The sequence below is a fragment of the Pseudomonas sp. Xaverov 259 genome (assembly GCF_019352915.1).
Taxonomy (GTDB): Bacteria; Pseudomonadota; Gammaproteobacteria; order Pseudomonadales; family Pseudomonadaceae; genus Aquipseudomonas.
The window spans coordinates 226,799-245,898 of sequence record NZ_JAAAFV010000021.1; the positions used below are offsets into that span (position 1 = coordinate 226,799).

General features: G+C 62.0%; 12 protein-coding genes. 4 read left to right on the forward strand and 8 right to left on the reverse strand.

Annotation, left to right across the window (positions count from 1 at the left end; translation table 11 throughout):
- Nucleotides 1-8 precede the first annotated feature (8 nt).
- Entirely contained in the window at nt 9-794 is a 786-nt protein-coding gene (locus K0H48_RS06365) for a tetratricopeptide repeat protein (protein ID WP_219266823.1), read from the reverse strand.
- A 2-nt stretch (nt 795-796) separates the two neighbouring features.
- Nucleotides 797-1,477: a Fe2+-dependent dioxygenase gene (locus tag K0H48_RS06370; protein ID WP_138816870.1), complete on the reverse strand. Its 681-nt coding sequence runs from the start codon at nt 1,475-1,477 to the stop codon at nt 797-799.
- 205 nt (nt 1,478-1,682) lie between these two features.
- Between K0H48_RS06370 and K0H48_RS06375 the strand changes: the two genes are divergently transcribed.
- Both K0H48_RS06375 and K0H48_RS06380 read left to right on the forward strand, forming a co-directional pair.
- On the forward strand, nt 1,683-3,968 hold the full coding sequence (locus K0H48_RS06375; protein WP_219266824.1) for a TonB-dependent siderophore receptor: 2,286 nt from the start codon (nt 1,683-1,685) through the stop codon (nt 3,966-3,968).
- A gap of 136 nt (nt 3,969-4,104) precedes the next feature.
- On the forward strand, nt 4,105-6,630 hold the full coding sequence (locus tag K0H48_RS06380; RefSeq protein WP_219266825.1) for a sulfite reductase flavoprotein subunit alpha: 2,526 nt from the start codon (nt 4,105-4,107) through the stop codon (nt 6,628-6,630).
- Nucleotides 6,631-6,758: 128 nt separating this feature from the next.
- Here the strand turns inward: K0H48_RS06380 and K0H48_RS06385 are convergent, their stop codons facing one another.
- The 4 genes from K0H48_RS06385 to ptsP form a co-directional block, all read right to left on the reverse strand.
- Nucleotides 6,759-8,300 carry an alkaline phosphatase gene (locus K0H48_RS06385; RefSeq protein ID WP_099548346.1) on the reverse strand — a complete coding sequence of 514 codons (1,542 nt, stop codon included), beginning with the start codon at nt 8,298-8,300 and terminating at the stop codon, nt 6,759-6,761.
- 191 nt (nt 8,301-8,491) lie between these two features.
- Nucleotides 8,492-10,210, reverse strand: coding sequence for a PTS fructose-like transporter subunit IIB (locus K0H48_RS06390; RefSeq protein WP_219266826.1), 1,719 nt, complete (start codon nt 10,208-10,210; stop codon nt 8,492-8,494).
- Nucleotides 10,211-10,221: 11 nt separating this feature from the next.
- Complete coding sequence (gene pfkB / locus K0H48_RS06395; protein ID WP_219266827.1) at nt 10,222-11,163, reverse strand: 1-phosphofructokinase; 942 nt, start codon at nt 11,161-11,163, stop codon at nt 10,222-10,224.
- On the reverse strand, nt 11,164-14,022 hold the full coding sequence (gene ptsP / locus K0H48_RS06400) for a phosphoenolpyruvate--protein phosphotransferase (protein ID WP_219266828.1): 2,859 nt from the start codon (nt 14,020-14,022) through the stop codon (nt 11,164-11,166). It abuts the gene before it with no gap.
- A 294-nt stretch (nt 14,023-14,316) separates the two neighbouring features.
- Between ptsP and cra the strand changes: the two genes are divergently transcribed.
- Both cra and K0H48_RS06410 read left to right on the forward strand, forming a co-directional pair.
- Complete coding sequence (gene cra, locus K0H48_RS06405) at nt 14,317-15,312, forward strand: catabolite repressor/activator (RefSeq protein ID WP_138816876.1); 996 nt, start codon at nt 14,317-14,319, stop codon at nt 15,310-15,312.
- Nucleotides 15,313-15,314: 2 nt separating this feature from the next.
- Nucleotides 15,315-16,091, forward strand: a complete 777-nt coding sequence (locus tag K0H48_RS06410) for a TatD family hydrolase (RefSeq protein WP_219266829.1) — start codon at nt 15,315-15,317, stop codon at nt 16,089-16,091.
- On the opposite strand, the gene K0H48_RS06415 is transcribed toward K0H48_RS06410, so the two are convergent.
- Nucleotides 16,038-16,466 (reverse strand): hypothetical protein, encoded by a 429-nt coding sequence (locus K0H48_RS06415; RefSeq protein WP_138816878.1) that lies wholly within the window; start codon nt 16,464-16,466, stop codon nt 16,038-16,040. The two genes, K0H48_RS06410 and K0H48_RS06415, sit on opposite strands and share 54 nt — an antisense overlap.
- Nucleotides 16,467-16,592: 126 nt before the next feature.
- Nucleotides 16,593-18,623: a methyl-accepting chemotaxis protein gene (locus K0H48_RS06420; RefSeq protein WP_219266830.1), complete on the reverse strand. Its 2,031-nt coding sequence runs from the start codon at nt 18,621-18,623 to the stop codon at nt 16,593-16,595.
- Nucleotides 18,624-19,100 lie beyond the last annotated feature (477 nt).

Here is a 19,100-nt window from a genome sequence, read left to right on the forward strand (position 1 = left end):
ATAGTGATTTAGAGTGGTGCAGCAACTACTAACCCATGCCGCTCATCGTTTAATTGAGCCACTCGCTGCTCGAAATCCTTAGCTAAATACCTGATTTGCGGCTGCGCTGCATTTAACAGCGCCTTGTGCGCCGTGCGCAAAAACTTGAGATTCCCGCCGGCCAGCGCCTTGCGCAACCAACCCAGCGCCTCCTCGATCTGGCCTCTGTCAGCCAGCACCGCCGCATAGCTGAACTGCCCACGAAAATCCCCGCCTTCGGCTGAGCGTCGATACCACGCCACGGCCGCATCCAGATCCTGAGGGCAATACTGGCCGTCTTCCAGATAACGCCCCAGCAGGTTCATCGACTTGGCGTGGCCCTGCTCTGCGGCCAGCCGGTAGAGCGCCAGCGCTTGCGGCCGGTCTTCAGCAATACCCCGGCCGGTGGCCAGCAGATTCGCGTAATTGTACTGGCCCCAATCCAGCCCAGCTTCTGCCGCCAGGCGATAATTCTGCGCCGCCGCTGCTTCATCGACGGCGCAGCCCCAGCCATGCTCCAGGCAACGCCCGACCATATTGCGCGCCATCCAATGCCCGGCATGGGCCGCGATCTGGAACCAGCGCAGCGCCAGCGCTTCATCGCGTGCAATGCCGCGCCCTTCCAACAGGATTTGCCCGAGCAACGCTTGAGCGTCGACCACGCCTTCCTTGGCTGCCATTAAAATCGCCTGGGCGGCACGCACCGGGGAGTCGTCGAGCATGCTTTGCAGTTGCTCGACGTTGAGCACTTCTTCACGGCGCAATAAAAAACCCATGCTTACACCTCAACCCAGCGGCGCAGCAGGTTGTGGTAGGTGCCGGTGAGCTGGATCAGCGCCGGGTGGTCGGGTACGTCACGGGTCAGTTGCTGGATGGCGCCGTCCATCTCGAACAGCAAGGTGCGCTGGCTGTCTTCGCGCACCAGGCTTTGGGTCCAGAAGAATGAGGCGTAGCGCGTGCCACGGGTCACGGCGTTGACTTTATGCAGGCTGGAGCCTGGGTACAGCACCATATCGCCGGCCGGCAGTTTTACCCGTTGCAAGCCGAAAGTGTCCTGAATCTCCAGTTCGCCGCCGTCGTATTCCTCCGGGTCGCTGAAGAACAGCGTGGACGACAAATCCGTGCGCACCCGCTCGTGGCTGCCGCGCGCCTGGCGCACGGCGTTGTCGATATGGAAGTCGAAACTGCCACCGGCCGTGTAGCAGTTGAGCAACGGCGGGAAGACTTTGTGCGGTAACGCCGCTGACATAAACAGCGGGTTGTTCCATAAACGCTCCAGCATCGCCGCGCCGATTTCCTTGGCCAGCGGGTGGCCTTCGGGCAATTGCAGGTTGTGTTTGGCCTTGGCGGATTGGTGCCCGGCGGTGATTTTACCGTCGGCCCACTCGGTGTTTTCCAGGGCTTGGCGAATGCGCAGCACCTCCTCGCGAGAGAACAGGCCGGGAATATGCAGCAACATGAGGCAATACCTGAAAACAGAGAGGGCCAATGGTATTGATTCTTATCCGCCCTGTAAAACACGGCAGACGAATGAGTTTGTAAAAACCGTAAGGCAAAAGTGTAAAGAATGTAAATTCAGTGCGAATAGTAATGTATCGCAATTGATAGAAAGTCTTGTTGACCCTATATTCCGCGGCCTCACCTCCTTGGGGAAAGGACTCGTTATGTCGCGCACTACTCTAAAAACACCTGCCAGTTCACCACGCATGCTGGCTTCGGCCATCGGCGTTGCACTCAGTGCCAGCTCTGCCGCCCAACTGGCGCAAGCGGCCGAAAGCACCGAACAAAAAGGCGAGCGCAACAGCATCTCCCTCGGCGCCACCAGCATTACCGGCCAGGAACAGGACAGCACCTCCTACCAGGTCGAAAAAGCCTCGTCGCAAAAGTACACCGCGCCGCTGGTGGACACCCCGCGCTCGGTCACCGTGGTGCCGCAGCAAGTGTTGAAAGACACCGCAGCCACCTCGCTGCAGGATGCCTTGCGCACCGTACCGGGCATCACCTTTGGCGCCGGTGAAGGCGGCAACCCACAGGGCGACCGCCCGTTTATCCGTGGTTTCGACGCCCAGGGCGACACCTACCTGGATGGCGTGCGCGACACTGGCGGCCAGAGCCGCGAGATCTTCGACATCGAATCGATCGAAGTCAGCAAAGGCCCCAACTCCTCGTTCGGCGGTCGTGGTTCGGCCGGCGGCAGCATCAATTTGGTGAGCAAGACGCCGCAGGCGCGCGACTTCACCAACGGCGGCTTCACCTACGGCTCCGACCAGACCCGCCGCTACGTGCTCGACGTAAACCGTCAGTTCCTCGACAACGCCGCGTTCCGTTTGAACCTGATGAGCCACGAGCAGAATGTGGCCGGCCGCGATGTGGTCAACTACGACCGTTGGGGCGTGGCACCGTCGCTGACTTTCGGCCTGGGCACCCCGACCCGCGTCAACTTCAGCTACTACCACCTGGAAAGCAACGACCTGCCGGACTCGGGCATTCCTTATGGCTACAGCTCGCCGACCGCCACTGCCCACGGGCATGACAAACCCACCGACGGCGGCGACAGCAACAACTTCTACGGCTTGAAAGATCGCGATTTTCGCAAGACCCGCGCCGACATCAGCACGTTCTCCATCGAGCACGACCTGAACGACAACATGACCCTGAAGAACACCCTGCGCCATGGCAGCACCGGCCAGGATTACGTACTCACGCAGCCGGATGACAGCCAGCGCAACGTCAACCGTTTCGGCACCGTGTGGCGCCGCGCCAACACCCGCGTGTCGACCACCGACACCACCACCAACCAGACCGATCTGTTCGGCAACTTCCAACTGGCGGGCATGAAACACTCGTACTCCACCGGCCTGGAATTCACCGGTGAAGAAACCCGCGTCAGCGGCTACACCGTCAGCCCGAACAGCAACCCGACCTGTACCGTGGCCAAAGGCAGCCTCGGCGGACAGTGCACCTCGCTGAGCAACCCGACACCGGATGACGCCTGGACCGGCAGCGTGGCACGCAACTACCTGGGCACCAACACCAAGGCCACCAGCCGCGCGGCCTATGTGTTCGACACCATCGAGCTGGACCCGAAATGGCTGCTGAACGTCGGCTTGCGTTACGACACTTTTGATACGCAAGCCAACACCAACGCCGTAGCCGGCCGCAGCAAACTCAAGGACGACAGCCAATTCTTCAACTGGCAGGCGGGTCTGGTCTGGAAGCCCCTGGAAAACGGCAGCATCTACACCTCCTATGCCACGTCGGCGCAGCCGGTTGGCGGCCTGGTGGGTGAAGGGCAAGAAACCAATGGCTTCGTCACCGGCATCAACACCAGCGACCTGAAACCCGAAGAGACCGTCAACTACGAGCTGGGCACCAAGTGGGACCTGTTCCACAACCGCCTGTCGTTGACGGCAGCAGTGTTCCGTACCGAGAAGAAAAACACGCGAATCCTGGTGGACTCCAACACTTTCGAAAACGGCGGCGAATCCCGTGTCGATGGCCTGGAACTGTCGGCCAGCGGCAAGCTCACCGACCAATGGCAGGTGTTCGCCGGTTACAGCTACCTGAAAAGCGAGCTGGTCGACCCAGGCAAGATCGGCAACCGTCAAAACGTAGTGTCGGCCGGCTCCAACAAAGGCAACCAAATGCCTAACACGCCGAAGAACACCTTCAGCCTGTGGACCACTTACGACATCACGCCAAAACTGACCATCGGCGGCGGCGCGTTCTACGTCGATCAGGTGTACGGCGACCCGGCCAACACCGTGTACGTACCGGCCTACACCCGCTACGACGCGATGGCCAGCTACAAGCTGACCAAGAACGTCGACCTGCAATTGAACGTGCAAAACCTGACCGACAAGACCTACTACGACAAGGCCTATGCGGCGCACTTTGCCAACCAGGCGGCCGGGCGTACGGCGCTGTTGACCACCAGTTTCCACTTCTAAACGCGGTCAACGTTCAGCCAGAAGCCCCACGCATCGGATGCGTGGGGCTTTTGCGTGCAAAACAGAATATTTCTCGTTAACCCACGGCATAATGCGCGCCGTGACAACACCATCCAGATGAGCGAGGCGGTCCGACGTGTTGAAGAAAACCCTGTTCCAGTTGCACTGGTTCTTCGGCATCACTGCCGGGCTGGTGCTGGCGTTGATGGGGATGACCGGGGCTGCGGTCTCATTTCAGGATGAAATTCTGCGGGCGCTGAATCCCACAGTCTTGAAGGTCGAAAAACGCGAAGCCGGTGTGCTGCCGCCCGCCGAACTGGTGCGCAAACTTGAGGCCACCGAAGGCAAGACCGTCTCGATGCTGTGGGTGGAGAGCGACAGCGGCAACGCCGCGCGCGTGTTCTTCACCGCCCCGCCGGGCGAACGTCGCGGCCAGATGCGCTACTTCGACCCCTACACCGGCGACTACATGGGCGACGCCGTCGGCCAGGATGTGTTCGGCTTTATCTTGCAGCTGCACCGCTTCCTCGCCATGGGCGAAACCGGGCGCAACATCACCGGCGCCTGCACCCTTATCCTGGTGTTCTTCTGCCTCTCGGGCCTGTACCTGCGCTGGCCACGCCAAGTGGCAAGCTGGCGCGCCTGGCTGACACTGGACTGGCGCAAAAAAGGCCGCAGTTTCAACTGGGACCTGCACTCGGTGTTCGGCACCTGGTGCCTGCTGTTCTATCTGTTCTCGGCGCTCACCGGCCTGTATTGGTCCTACGACTGGTACAGCCAGGGCTTGAACAAACTGCTGTCCGACGCGCCGCAAAACGAGCGCCTGCGCAAACGTGGCCCGCCGCCCGAAGGCCCGGCACCGGTGGCCAACTATGACGCGATCTGGAGCAGCATCTACGCCAACGCCGGCCCAGGCTTGAGTGCCTACAACATCCGCATGCCGGCCGTCGCCGGGCAGCCGGCCATCGTGTATTACCTGCTTGCATCGTCGCCCCACGACCGCGCGCTGAACCAGATCAACCTGGACCCGGCCACCGGCGAGGTCAAATCCCACGACCAATACGCGAGCAAGACGCTCAAGTCCCAACTGCTCACCAGCATTTATGCATTGCACACCGGCAGCTACTTTGGCTGGACGGGCAGGATCATCCTCACGCTCAGCTCGCTGATGATGCCGCTGTTCTTTATCACCGGCTGGCTGCTGTACCTGGACCGTCGACGCAAAAAACGCCAGGTGCGCGACGCACGCAAAGGCCTCGGCGCCAACCACAGCGATGCACCGGCCTGGCTGATCGGCTTTGCCAGCCAGAGCGGTTTTGCCGAGCAACTGGCTTGGCAAACCGCCGGGCAATTGCAGGCCGCCGGCTTACCGGTGAAGGTGCAGCCGCTGGCCAGCGTCAGCCAGGATGACTTGAGCCAATCGCAGCATGCGTTGTTCGTGGTCAGCACCTTCGGCGACGGCGAAGCCCCGGACAGCGCCCGCGGTTTTGAGCGCAGCGTGCTCGGCCAGGACCTGTCGCTCAAAGGCTTGAACTACTCGGTGCTGGCCCTGGGTGATCGTCAATATGAACACTTCTGCGGCTTTGCCCGGCGCCTGCACTTCTGGCTGACCCACCAGGGCGGCACGCCGTTGTTCGCGCCGGTGGAAGTCGACAGCGGCGACAGCGAAGCGCTGCTGGTCTGGCAACAGCAACTGGGCCAACTCACCGGCCATGCACCGGCAGCGACCTGGCAAGCGCCTCAGTTTGAAAACTGGACCCTCAGCCATCGCACCCTGCTCAACCGCGACAGCGCCGGCTCGGAAGTCTACCTGCTGGGCCTCACACCGCCTGCGCCGCAAAGCTGGCTGGCCGGTGACCTGGTGGAAGTGCTGCCGCGCAATTGCCCGTGGGCCATCGAGCACTTCCTCGCCGGCCTCGGCCTGGCCGGCAGCGATGGCGTAATGATCGACGGTCTGGCGCAAACCCTTAACCAGGCACTGGCCAGCCGCCAACTGCCGGACAACCGCACACACTTGGTGGGCCTGCACGCACAAGCGCTGGTCAACGCGCTGGTACCGTTGGGCATGCGCGAATACTCCATCGCCTCGATCGCCAGCGATGGCGTGCTGGAGCTGATCGTGCGCCAGGAGCGACACCCCGACGGCAGCCTGGGCCTGGGCTCCGGCTGGCTGACCGAGCACGCCGCCATCGGCTCCGGCATCAGCCTGCGCCTGCGCCGCAACAGTGGCTTCCACTTGCCCGAAGCGCCGGTGCCGCTGATCCTGCTGGGCAACGGCACCGGCCTGGCCGGGCTGCGCAGCCTGCTTAAAGCGCGCATTGCCGATGGCCAACAGCGCAATTGGCTGCTGTTCGGCGAACGCAATATCGCCCACGACTACCTGTGCCAGGACGAGCTGCAAGGCTGGCTGGCCAGCGGTGACCTGGCCCTGCTGGACCTGGCGTTTTCCCGCGACCAGGCAGAGAAAATCTACGTACAGGACCGCCTGCGCGAGTCGGCAGACGTACTGCGTCGATGGCTGGCCGAAGGCGCCGCGATTTATGTGTGCGGCAGCTTGCAGGGCATGGCCACGGGTGTGGATCAGGCACTCCACGATATTCTGGGCAGCGAAGCGGTGGAGCGCTTGATCGAGCAGGGCCGCTATCGTCGGGATGTGTACTAAGCCCCTACACTGATCGTTCCCACGCTCTGCGTGGGAATGCATCCTGTGACGCTCCGCGTCACCGCCCTAAAAGCGGACGCGAAGCGTCCATGGCGGCGTTCCCACGCAGAGCGTGGGAACGATCGTCCTCAGGCGGGCTGCAGCTTTTGCTCGAACACTGAGACCCCATCCAGGTCGCGCAAGATCACGGTCAACTCCGCCGTCTGCCCATCAATCTGCACCTCACCAAAAAACTGAAAACCGGCAAACGGCGAGGTGTTCTGCGCAGGCGGAGCCTTCTGGAACACCACCTCTGGCCCAAAGGTCTTGTCCAGCTGATTAGGCCCGAAACTCCCCGCATTCAGCGGCCCCGCCACAAACTCCCAGAACGGCTCGAAATCCTGAAACGCCGCGCGGTCAGGGTGGTAATGATGCGCCGCGCAGTAATGCACATCCGCCGTCAGCCACACATGGTTGCGCACCTGCTGAGCGCGTAAAAAGCCCAACAGTTCGGCAATTTCCAACTCACGCCCCTGGGCCGGGCCTGGGTCGCCGTTGGCGATGGCTTCCCAACGCGGTACGCCGGGGCTGACTTCGCCGTCGGGCACGCCGAGGCCGATTGGCATGTCGGCGGCGACGACTTTCCACTGTGCCTGGGAGGCCTTGAGTTCGCGCTTGAGCCAGTCCAGTTGCTCACGGCCCATAAAAGGCTTTTCGCCGCCCAGGTTGTCGTCGTTAGGCCCGCGATAGCTGCGCATGTCCAGCACGAACACATCCAGCAACGGCCCGTAGCTGAGCTTGCGATAGATGCGCCCACCGCCATCGGCGCTCTGGCGGCGCATCGGTGAATATTCCAGCCAGGCCTGGCGTGCGCGGCCAACCAAGGTGTTGATGTCCTTGGTCTGGTAACGCTCATCGAGCACCTTGCTCGGCGACCAGTTGTTGATCACCTCATGGTCGTCCCATTGCCAGATCTGCGGCACTTCGGCATTGAAGCGGCGCACGTTTTCATCCAGCAGGTTGTAGCGGTAATTGCCGCGATATTCGTCGAGGGTTTCGGCGACTTTGCTTTTGGCTTCAGTGGTGATGTTGCGCCAGATGCGCCCGTCTTCAACGGTCAGCTGCGCCGGCACCGGGCCGTCGGCGTAGATGGTGTCGCCGCTGTGGATAAAAAAGTCCGGCAAGCGCAGGCGCATGGCTTCGTAAATGCGCATGCCGCCGATGTCCGGGTTGATACCGAAGCCCTGGCCGACAGTGTCGCCGCTCCACACAAAACGGATGTCGCGACGTTGCTGCGGCACGCTGCGCAAGTGGCCGAACCACGGCTCGCTGGCGACGCCGGTCTGGGCGTCTTCAAAATGCACACGGTAGAAAATCGCCTGATCGACCGGCAGCCCGGTGAGTTCGACGCGGGCGGTAAAGTCGGTGCGGCTGTCGGCCAGGGGCGAGATAAATTTGCGCGGGTTGCTGAACACGCTGCGGGTGTCCCACTCCACCACCATCTTCGCCGGGCGGTCGCTGCGGCTCCAGATCATCGCGCGGTCGCCCAGCAAGTCGCCGGACTGCACGCCGTCGGTGAGTTGCGGGCGGTCTTTGACCGAGGCGATCACTGCCGGCGCCAGGCCCGGCAGCAACAACCCGGCGCCAACGGCTTGCATCACGCGGCGACGGCCGAGATCGAAGTGGCTCATGCAGGTGCCCTCTTGAGTATCAAAAGGGCAACTTAAACACGGGAGCATGAAGCCCGTGTGACACCGCCCACAGGCCAATGAAGATCAAATGTGGGAGCGGGCTTGCTCGCGAAAGCGGTGTGTCAGTTACAGATGTAGTGGCTGACACACCGTATTCGCGAGCAAGCCCGCTCCCACATTTTTGAACAGTGTCAGGCGTGAGTTGGCGTTACCGTCAGCTCACTCGCCTCCGGGCGCTTGATCAGCGCATACACCAACCCGGTCACCAAGCTGCCCGCCACAATCGCCAGCAAATACAGGAGCGCATGGTTCATCGCATTTGGAATCACCAGCACAAACAAACCACCATGGGGCGCGGCGAGTTTGCAGCCGAAATACATCGACAACGCGCCAGTCAACGCGCCACCGGCGATGCTGGATGGGATCACCCGCAGCGGGTCTTTGGCCGCGAACGGAATCGCGCCTTCAGAGATAAAGCACAGGCCCAGGATCATCGCAGCCTTGCCGGCCTCGCGCTCGGTCTGGGCGAACTTGCGCCGCGCCAGCAAGGTGGCGATGCCCATGCCAATCGGCGGCACCATGCCGGCAGCCATGGTCGCCGCCATCGGTGCGCCGCTGGACGCGGCCAGCAGGCCGACCGAAAACGCATACGCTGCCTTGTTGATCGGCCCGCCCAAATCCACACACATCATGCCGCCCAACAAAATACCCAGCAGCACCGCATTAGTGGTGCCCATGGTGCTGAGAAAATCCGTCAGGCCCGTGAGTAACCGCGCCACGGGCGGGCCGACCAGATAGATCATCACCAGGCCGGTGAACAAGCTCGCCAGCAGCGGGATGATCAGGATCGGCTTGAGTGCCTCCAGGCTTTGCGGTAACTGCACCCCGCGGGTGATCAGCTTGACGCAGTAACCGGCCAGAAAACCGGCGAGGATGCCGCCGATAAACCCGGCCCCCAAGGTGCCCGCCAGCAAGCCGCCGATCATGCCCGGCGCCAGGCCCGGACGGTCGGCAATCGAGTAAGCGATATAGCCCGCCAGCAACGGCACCATCAGCATAAAGGCTTGATCACCGACGGTTTTGAGTGCGGCGGCCAAAGTGCCTTTTTCTTCAAAAGCATGGATGCCGAACACAAACGACAAGGCGATCAGCAGCCCGCCCGCCACCACCATCGGCAACATGAACGACACACCCGTGAGCAGGTGTTTGTACACGCCGGTTTTTTCTTTTTTGCCGACCGCACCGCTGGCAGCGCTTTCTACCGCGCCTTCGGCCAGTGCCTTATTGAGCGTGGCCTCAGACTGCTTGAGGGCGATGCCAGTGCCGCAGCGGTAAATCTTCTTGCCGGCAAAACGCTCGGTGGCGACTTCGATATCCGCCGCCAGCAACACCACATCGGCATCGGCGATGGCCTGCGCGCTCAACGGCGTGCGTGCGCCCACCGAACCCTGGGTTTCGACCTGCAAGTCATAGCCCAGGCGCTTGGCCGTTTGCTGCAAGGCTTCGGCGGCCATGAAGGTGTGGGCCACGCCGGTCGGGCAGGCCGTGATGGCGACGATGCGCGGGGCATTCTTCGCCGCCACCGGCGCTTGGCTGGCGACGTATTCCTGGGCTTCTTCGGCGCCACGGCGCAGCACCGCGTCGACATCCGCCAGCGCCTGGGCCGGCGTGCTCTGGAAGACACGCTTGCCGACAAACCGCTGCATATCCACCGGTGTGCTGCTGACCAGCAACACCCACTCGGCCGCATCGATAGTCGCTTGGGACAAGGCCCGTTCCGGGCGCTGCACATCCACGACTTCGGTGCTGGTGCTCCAGCCCTGGCGCTGCGCGGCGGCGTCCAACAAGCGGGCGCACAGCACACTGGTGACCATGCCATTCGGGCAGGCAGTAACAATGGCTAACTTCATCACAAACCCTCTTATTGTTCTGTCAGCGTGCGCACATGGACGCCGCTTTCGAGGCGCGCCAACTGCGCGTCATCGCTGATGCCAAAACCGATCTGCGTGACCGCCATGGCGGCAATCGCCGTGGCCCGGCGCAAGGTGGTTTCCGGCAGATCAAAACTGAGCAAGCCGTGCAGCATCCCGGCCAGCAGCGAGTCACCCGCACCCACTGTGCTGGCGACGCTGACCTTGGGCGGCGTGGCCTGCAGCGCGGTGCCCGGGCTGAACCAGTTCACACCGTCGGCGCCGTGGGAAACCACCACATGCTCCACGCCTTGAGCATGCAAACGCTCGGCGGCCTCGGCCTGTTGTGCGATGGAGTCGGTGGCGCAATCGAGGGCTTCGGCGAGTTCTTCGGTGTTGGGTTTGATCAACCACGGGCCGGCCTTGATGCCGGCGCGCAAGGCTTCGCCGCTGGTGTCGAGGGCGACTTTCAAACCGAGGTCTTTCAACTCGTATATCAGTTCCTGAAACCACTGCGCGCTGACGCCACGCGGCAAACTGCCGGCGACCACCACCGCATCGAATTCAGGGCCGATGATCGCGACCATTTTGAGCAGTTGTTTTTGCGCCTGCTCACTCACCAGCGGCCCCGGCGCATTGATGTCGGTGACCCGACCATCCTGCTCGGCAATCTTGATGTTGCTACGGGTTTCGCCCGGCACGCGGATGAACGCGTCGCCAAACCCGCGGCTGGCGATCAGTGCCTCGAAAGCCTCAGGGTTTGACGCGCCGAGAAAACCGCCCACGCTCACGTCATGCCCGAGGTCCGCCAGCACCTGGGCGACATTCACGCCCTTGCCGGCAGCATGGGTCAGCAGGGTTTCGCTGCGGTTGACAGCACCCGGTTCCAGGTGTGCCAGACGTACCGTAAGGTCCAACGCCGGGTTCAGCGTCAGGGTTAGAATCTTCGCCATTTACACGGCCTCCACTAGGGCTCGCACTTCGGCGGGCGAGCCCACCACGAGCGCTTTTTGCGCCAGGCCCTGGGCCTCGCTCAGACTGAATTCACGCACCCGCGCCTTCACTTCGGGAATGCTGCGGGCCGACACACTCAACTCATCCACACCCAGGCCGACCAGCACCGGCACCGCCAACGGGTCTGCCGCCAGTTCGCCGCACACACCGACCCATTTGCCATGGGCATGGGCGGCGCGCACGGTGATGTCGATCAGTTGCAGCACGGCCGGGTGCAGGCCATCGGCCTGGGCCGACAGGGTTGGGTGGCCACGGTCGATGGCCAGGGTGTACTGGGTGAGGTCGTTGGTGCCGACGCTGAAAAAGTCGACTTCTTTGGCGAGTACCGGCGCGAGCAAGGCGGCGGACGGTACTTCGATCATGATGCCCAGCTGCAAGTCGGCCACCGGGATTTCCAGGCGCAGGCGCTCAGTCATATCTCGGGCGGCACGCCATTCATCGACGCTGCCGACCATGGGAAACATGATGCGCAGCGGGCGGTTGTCCGCCGAGCGCAATAGCGCACGCAGTTGCGCCTCCATGATCTGCGGGCGCTGCAAGGTCAGGCGAATGCCACGCACACCGAGGAAGGGGTTTTCTTCCTCGGCAATCGGCCAATACGGCAGCGGTTTGTCGCCGCCCACATCCAGGGTGCGCACCACCAGCGGGCGACCGCCGAGGCCGTCGAGCACGCGGCGGTATTCGGCTTCCTGGGTGGCTTCATCCGGTGCTTGCGGATGAGCCATAAAAATCAATTCGGTGCGCAGCAGCCCAATGCCTTCGGCGCCCTGCTCCACCGCCGCCGCAACGCCTGCGCTTTCGCCGATATTGGCGAACACTTCCACGGCATGGCCATCACGCGTCAGCGCCGGTTCATGGCGCTGCGCCGAGGCTGCTTGCAGGCGCTGTTCGCGGGTGTCGCGCTCGACCGTGGCGCGTTGCAGCGTGGCCGCGTCGGGATCGACATGCAGCCGGCCGCGCTGGCCGTCGAGCAATAGCTGTGTACCCGCAGCCAGCAACAACACCGCCGCACCGGCGCCGACCAACGCAGGAATGCCCAGAGCACGCGCAACGATGGCGCTGTGGGCCGTGGCGCCGCCACGGGCGGTGAGGATGCCGGCGACGCGGGTTGGGTCCAGGCGTGCAACGTCAGAGGGACCGACTTCGTCCATCACCAGAATGTAAGGCTCGCTTGGCTCCTGAGCGGTTTCCAGACCGCACAATTGCGCCAACACCCGACGGCCAATGTCGCGCAGGTCGGCGGCGCGCTCGGCGAGCAAGGCATCCTGCAACGACTCTTGCTGCTTGGCGGCGGCTTCGATCACGCTCATCCACGCCGCTTGCGCGCTCTCGCCTTGCTTGAGGCGCGTGTCGACTTCGTCGGTCAGCTCCGGGTCGTCGAGCATTTCCTGGTGGGTGATGAAAATCTCGCGGATCGCCTTGGATTGGCTGCGCTCGATCAAGCCCTGGATATCTGCGCGCACCTCGGTGAGCGCGGCATGCAGGCGCTGGCGCTCAATCGCCGCAGACTCGCCGCGCAGCGGGTAATCGAAAACCTGTTGGGTCTGGATATGCGCCGGGCCAATGGCAATGCCAGGCGCGGCGGCGATGGCCTGGACCTGACTGCCGGACACCGGCGCGCTGATCGCAGGTTCAATCTCAAGGATGGCAGGCTGGGCACTGGCGGTCGGCAGCGGCTCGACTTCTTCGCCAAGGCCTTGCTGCACCGCTGCCAACAGCGCGGGCAACGCATCACCGGCAATCGCAGGTTCGGCGACAAACTCCAGCACTTGGCCGCGACGGGCGCCGAGGCTCAGCAATTTACTCAGACTTTTTACCGACACCGCGCCTACCGGGCCATCAACGATGCGCACGCGGATATCGCCGTCAAAACTTTTCGCCAACTGCGCGAGGATCTTCGCCGGGCGCGCATGCAAGCCATGAGCATTGGCCAGGGCAATGCGCGCACTCGGCCAATCCGGCGGCAGTTCACCGCCCAATACTTCAAGCACTGCACGGCTGCTGGTAGCACGGCCCAATTCCTGGCCGCGCCCTTCAATCAACAACGCGCACAGGCGCTCGAGCAAGGTCTGATGAGCTTCCCCAAGGCTGGCCAAGCAGAACAGGCCGTTCAGGGGCTGGCCGAGGTAGCGCATCGGTTTGTCCGGCGTCACGAACGCAAGGCCTGGGCGCTTCACCGTCTGCTCGCTGTGCAGCCACCACAGGCCATCGCCCAACGGCAGCGCGTCGACTTGCTGCAACACGGCGGCGAAACCATTACTCACACAATCGGCCTGACGCAACAGGCGTGCGCCACGCCAGACCAGCTCTTCAAAATCGTCGGCCGACACGCCCAGGCTGATCATCTGCGCATCCAGTGCCAGTTCCTGTGGTGCGCCTTGCAGCAGTTTCAGCAAGGCTTCGGCGCTGCCGGCACGCCGCAGCGCCTGGCCCAGGTCGGTTTCACCGAGGGCGCGGGTGAGCAGTTGCAGCAGGCGCAGGTGTTCATCGGATTTGGCCGCGATGCCAATTGCCAGGTAGACGATCTGGCCGTCGCCCCAATCCACGCCTTCGGGGAATTGCAGCAGGCGCACGCCCGTAGAAAACACTTGGTCGCGGGTTTCCGGGGTACCGTGGGGGATGGCAATACCTTGGCCGAGAAAGGTCGAGCCTTGGGCTTCACGGGCTTGCAAGCCGCTCAGATAACCCTCGGCGACCAGGCCATCGGCCACCAGTTTGTCCGCGAGCAGGTGCAAGGCAGCAGATTTATCCACGGCCACCTGGCCCATGGAAATCTGCTCTACAGTGAGCTCAAGCATGCCGTTCTCCTAGTTAGTGCACTGTGGGCACTAGGTATTGTTTTGAATAAATCAGCGCAGGCGCGTTCAAAAATAGCTGACTGAGTGGTCAATTGGCAGTAGTCACTCAGTGGCGAACATCGTAAAAATACGCTTGCTGAAACGTTTAATCTAGAATTTATGGCAGATTATGCGCTAATTATGCAAGCCTGAAGGACCACTCGGCGCTTGAGCTCAGACAATAGTCGTGTGCAGGAATCGGTTACGATTGGACAAAATGTCGGGGCAAGCTCCAAAAAACAAGGAAATCCCGGTTTGAAACTTAGTGATATCGCCCGTCTGGCCGGTGTGTCCGTCACCACCGCCAGCTATGTCATCAACGGCAAGGCCGAACAGCAACGCATCAGCAACGCCACCGTCGAACGGGTGCGTGCTGTGGTCGAAGCCCATGGCTTTACGCCCAACCCTCAGGCCGCCGGGCTGCGCAGTCGGCACACGCGCACCTTGGGCTTTATCTTGCCCGACCTGGAAAACCCCAGTTACGCGCGCATTGCCAAACTGTTGGAACAAGGCGCGCGGGCGCGCGGCTACCAACTGCTGATCGCCAGCTCCGATGACGAAGCCGACAGCGAACGCCAACTGCTGCAACTGTTCCGCGCGCGGCGCTGCGATGCGCTGTTCGTGGCCAGTTGCTTGCCGGCCAGCGATGACAGCTACCGCGAGCTGCAAGCCAAGGGCCTGCCGGTGATTGCTATCGACCGGGTGATGGAACCCGGGCAGTTCTGCTCGGTGGTCAGCGACGACCGCCAGGCCTGCCAGCAACTCACCAGCAGCCTGCTGCAGCCGCAGCCCAAGCAGATCGCGCTGATCGGTGCGCACCCGGAACTGAGCATCAGCCAGGAACGCGCCGCCGGTTTCCGTGAAGCCTTGCGAGACTTCAAGGGCGAGGTGCTGATCGAACAGGGTGAAGCCTTCAGCCGTGACTGTGGCCGCCAGTTGATGGAAGAACTCCTGCAACGCCTGGGGCATTTGCCTGACGCGCTGGTGACTACTTCCTACGTGCTGCTGCAAGGTGTGTTCGATGCGTTGCATGACTTCCCGCTCAAATCCCGGCCGTTGCGCCTGGGCACGTTCGGCGACACCCAACTGCTCGACTTCCTGCCCTTGCCAGTCAACGCCATGGCCCAGCAACATCAACTGATCGCCGACACCGCCCTGCGCCTGGCCCTGGCCGCCATCGAACAAGAACAGTATGAGCCCGGTGTACATGCCATCGGCCGGACCTTCAAGCAGCGCATTCACGAGGCTTGAGCGTGAAGCTGATCGACACCCACACCCACCTGGACTTCCCGGATTTCGACATGGATCGCCGGGAAGTCCTCGCCCACAGCCGCCAACTCGGCGTGCAGCGCATGGTGGTGCTGGGTGTGTATCAGCAGAACTGGCAACGGCTGTGGGATCTGGTACAGGAAGATGACGGCTTATTCGCCGCCTTCGGCCTGCACCCGGTGTACCTTGAGGACCATCGCCCCGCCGACCTGATCGAACTGGGTGATTGGCTGACCCGTCTACAGGGCCATCGGCAATTGTGCGCCGTCGGTGAGATCGGCCTGGATTACTTCCTCGAACAGCTGGACCGCGAACGTCAGCAAAGCCTGTTTGAAGCGCAGCTGAAACTGGCGGTGGAGTTCCAGCTCCCAGCCCTGCTGCACGTGCGCCGCAGCCACGCGGCAGTGATCGCCACGCTCAAGCGTATGCGCCTGCCGCGCGGCGGCATCATTCATGCGTTTGCCGGCAGCGTTGAGGAAGCCCGCGAATACATCAAGCTCGGTTTCAAACTGGGCCTGGGCGGCGCGGCCACCTGGCCCCAGGCGCTGCGCATGCACAAGGTGCTGACCCAACTGCCGCTTGAGGCGCTGGTGCTGGAAACCGATTCGCCGGACATGGCACCCGCCATGTACCCCGGCCAGCGCAACAGCCCGCAACACCTGCCGGATATCTGCAACGCCTTGGCCGAACGCATGGGCATCAGCCCTTCAGTGCTGGCCGAAACGAGCACACGCAATGCGTGCGAGCTCTTCAACTGGTAGCACGTTGACTGCTTGCAGTTCCAAGGTCAGCCGCTGCCGGTGACGCACAAAACGCAGCATCAGAAAGTGGATCAGCACCACCAGCAATGAGACGTTGAGCTGCCCGATCATGCTGATCAGGCCCAGCCACTCGGCCACCATCGCCACGATCAGCACCACGCTGGTCAATACCATCAAACTTGGGTGCACCATGGCCCAGTGATCCAGTGATTTGAACTGGCGCAGTTGTCTGGGGCAGTTCAATTCCAGGACCCACTGACAATACGGGCAATCAAACGGCTCATGGATAGCAATGGCGTTCAATTGCCAGGGCTTGAGTTCGAAGGTGATGTCGCAATGGGCGCAGTGCCCTTTGATGCCGATAACCGCCGTCATCGCGTTGCCTCCCGAGACCCCTGAGTGGGTGAAACAAATTCTCACCCAACCACAGCCTCAAAACAGGCGCAGCAAAAAATCAGGACCGGCACCACAAACCATCAAGCCTATTCCTACGCACAGGTCTTACACGCGAAACGCCCCAATCAAGTGCTTCAGCTCGATGACCTGTAATGACAACTGCCGGCTGGCGGCTTCGGTCTGCTGCGCGCCCTGGGCCGCATGTTCGCCGGCTCGATTGATTTCGACGATGTTCTGGTCGATATCGTGAGCGACGGCGGTTTGCTGCTCTACGGCGGCGGCGATCTGCTGGTTCTGGTCGACGATCATGCCCACGGCGCCGAGGATATTTTCCAGGGCCTGCTGGACCTTTTCCGACTGGGCCACGGTGCCATTGGCCATGGTATGGCTGGTGCCCATGGCCTTCACCGCCGCGCCCACTCCGCTGTGCAAACGGCTAATCATCTGTTCGATTTCTTCGGTGGAATGCTGGGTGCGTCGGGCCAGGGTGCGCACCTCATCGGCCACCACCGCAAAACCACGCCCTTGCTCACCGGCACGCGCCGCCTCGATTGCCGCATTGAGCGCCAGCAGGTTGGTTTGTTCGGCGATGCTTTTGATCACTTCCAGCACGCTGCTGATGGACTGGCTGTCGGTGGCCAGTTGATTGATCACCCGTACCGATTCATCAATCTCCGACGCCAGGCGCGCAATACTGCCCTGCTGGGATTGCACCAGGCCACGGCCGGTAACGGTTTCGTCGTTGACACTATGGGCACTGCTGACCGCCGCTGCCGCACTGCGCGCCACTTCCTGGGCCGTGGAAGACATCTGGTTCATTGCCGTGGCTACCTGTTCGATCTGGCTGCGCTGGCCGGACACCGCCTGATTGCTTTGCGAAGAGACGGCCTGCACCTGGCCGGCTTGCAGCTCGACCTGGCTGACGGTATGCCCGACACGCTCGATCAGGTCGTGGATCTTGGCCACCGTGCCATTGAATACTTGGCCCAGGTCGCCCAGTTCATCGCGACTTTGGGCCACAAACGTGACGGTCATGTCGCCGGCCGCCACCTTGTCCATCATCGCCCCCAGGCGACGCAAGGTGGTGCGGGTGGAGGCATAGAAGCCGGCATACAAATAGAAGATCAGCAGGAACACCGCCACCAGGGCACACACCAGTACCACCATATGCGTGCGGTTTTGCGCCAGGCGCTGCTGCAGTTGCTGCTCAAGGAATGTCAGGGTGGCTTCATTGAGCTGGTAGGTCTGGGCCATCAACTGGCTGACATCCTCGTAGAAACCCTGCCATGGGGCGTCGAGGGTTTGCGCCATGACCACCTGCTCTTCAAACAACTCGCTGCCTTGCTTGAGGCTGGCGCCGCTGGCCTGGGCCTGACTGTCGAGCGCCGCGTGCGCGGCAGTGCTGGCGCCCAGCGCATCCTGCAACTTCAAGGCGTATTCAGCCTGGAGTTTTTCCAACTGTTGCAACAGCTCATCAAAGCGCGTGCTGGAGGATGAGTTAAGAAAGCCCTGGCCCAGGGAGTACGCGCCCATGGCCCGCCCCTCGCCCAGGGTTTGAGTGACTTGTGGGGTGACACTGGTGAGCAGTTCAGTGAGCTGGCGCAAATCACTCTGAGGGTCACGGCTCAAGCCGGACTGGCTGGCGATGATCTGACTCAACATTTGCGCCTTGTTGAGAAGTTTGCCGATCAATGCGCTTTTGCTCAGCAGCGAGGTTTCCTGCTGCTGGGCCTTGAATGCAGCGGTCAACTCGTCGCGCTTGCCCTCGAAGGCACTGGCTTGCTCGGGGTCGGCGGTCATGGCGTTGAGGCTTTGCAAGCGGCTCAGCACACTCTGCTCCAGGGCGCTGATCTTGCCTTCAAGATCGCCCGCCTTGCCTGATTGCCCCAGCACCGCGTTGATTTGCACCTGATTGTTCAGGGTTTCCAAGTCGCGCCGCAGCGCCAGGCTGCTGCCAAGCAAATCGAGACTTTGCAGCTCGATGCGGGTGCCCTGGAATTGCGACCACGAGTCACGCACCAAAAAGTAGTTGGTCGCCAGCATCGGCAGCAAGAACAACACACTGATCAGGCTGAATTTCATGCCGAAACTCAGACGGTTCATCAGGGCGACAGCGGGATAGAGCAAGCGCTTCACGGGTGATCTCCCTTTCTTATTTTTATTGAGGCGCAGGGCGGCGGCAGATAGCCACTATTTGGCGCTCTGACTGTATAGCTCAATTTGAAAGGGAGTTTTGTAACGTAAGGTTAATGGCTTGAAAAATCACCACAGACCTAATGTGGGGATCCAGGCACCTTGGTGTATCAGGCATACCGAGTTGATGCTATCGCAGGCAAGCCAGCTCCCACATTTGACCGAGTACAGTTTGAACGATGCGGTCTGCTGTTGCTGTTGCTGTTGCTGTTGCCCTGGCCCTTACATCCTTTTCGATGACGAAGTCAGCGGTCTTTTGATCTGCGCTTTTGACCTTGATCTGAAATCGCCCCGTCAAACACGATGGCCGGAATTCGACAGGGATTTGGGGGGTAAACCGGCAGGGATGCCGGTTTAGCCGCGCTGGGCCAAGGATGGCCCATCGCGGCGGCCCCCCAAATCACTGTCGGATTGCGGGCA

What these genes read in the sequence shown, in the direction of transcription:
- K0H48_RS06365 (WP_219266823.1), bottom strand. Translation starts at nt 794, where the DNA reads ATGGGTTTTTTATTGCGCCGTGAAGAAGTGCTCAACGTCGAGCAACTG.
- K0H48_RS06370 (WP_138816870.1), bottom strand. Translation starts at nt 1,477, where the DNA reads ATGTTGCTGCATATTCCCGGCCTGTTCTCTCGCGAGGAGGTGCTGCGC.
- K0H48_RS06375 (WP_219266824.1), top strand. Translation starts at nt 1,683, where the DNA reads ATGTCGCGCACTACTCTAAAAACACCTGCCAGTTCACCACGCATGCTG.
- K0H48_RS06385 (WP_099548346.1), bottom strand. Translation starts at nt 8,300, where the DNA reads ATGAGCCACTTCGATCTCGGCCGTCGCCGCGTGATGCAAGCCGTTGGC.
- K0H48_RS06390 (WP_219266826.1), bottom strand. Translation starts at nt 10,210, where the DNA reads ATGAAGTTAGCCATTGTTACTGCCTGCCCGAATGGCATGGTCACCAGT.
- pfkB (WP_219266827.1), bottom strand. Translation starts at nt 11,163, where the DNA reads ATGGCGAAGATTCTAACCCTGACGCTGAACCCGGCGTTGGACCTTACG.
- ptsP (WP_219266828.1), bottom strand. Translation starts at nt 14,022, where the DNA reads ATGCTTGAGCTCACTGTAGAGCAGATTTCCATGGGCCAGGTGGCCGTG.
- K0H48_RS06415 (WP_138816878.1), bottom strand. Translation starts at nt 16,466, where the DNA reads ATGACGGCGGTTATCGGCATCAAAGGGCACTGCGCCCATTGCGACATC.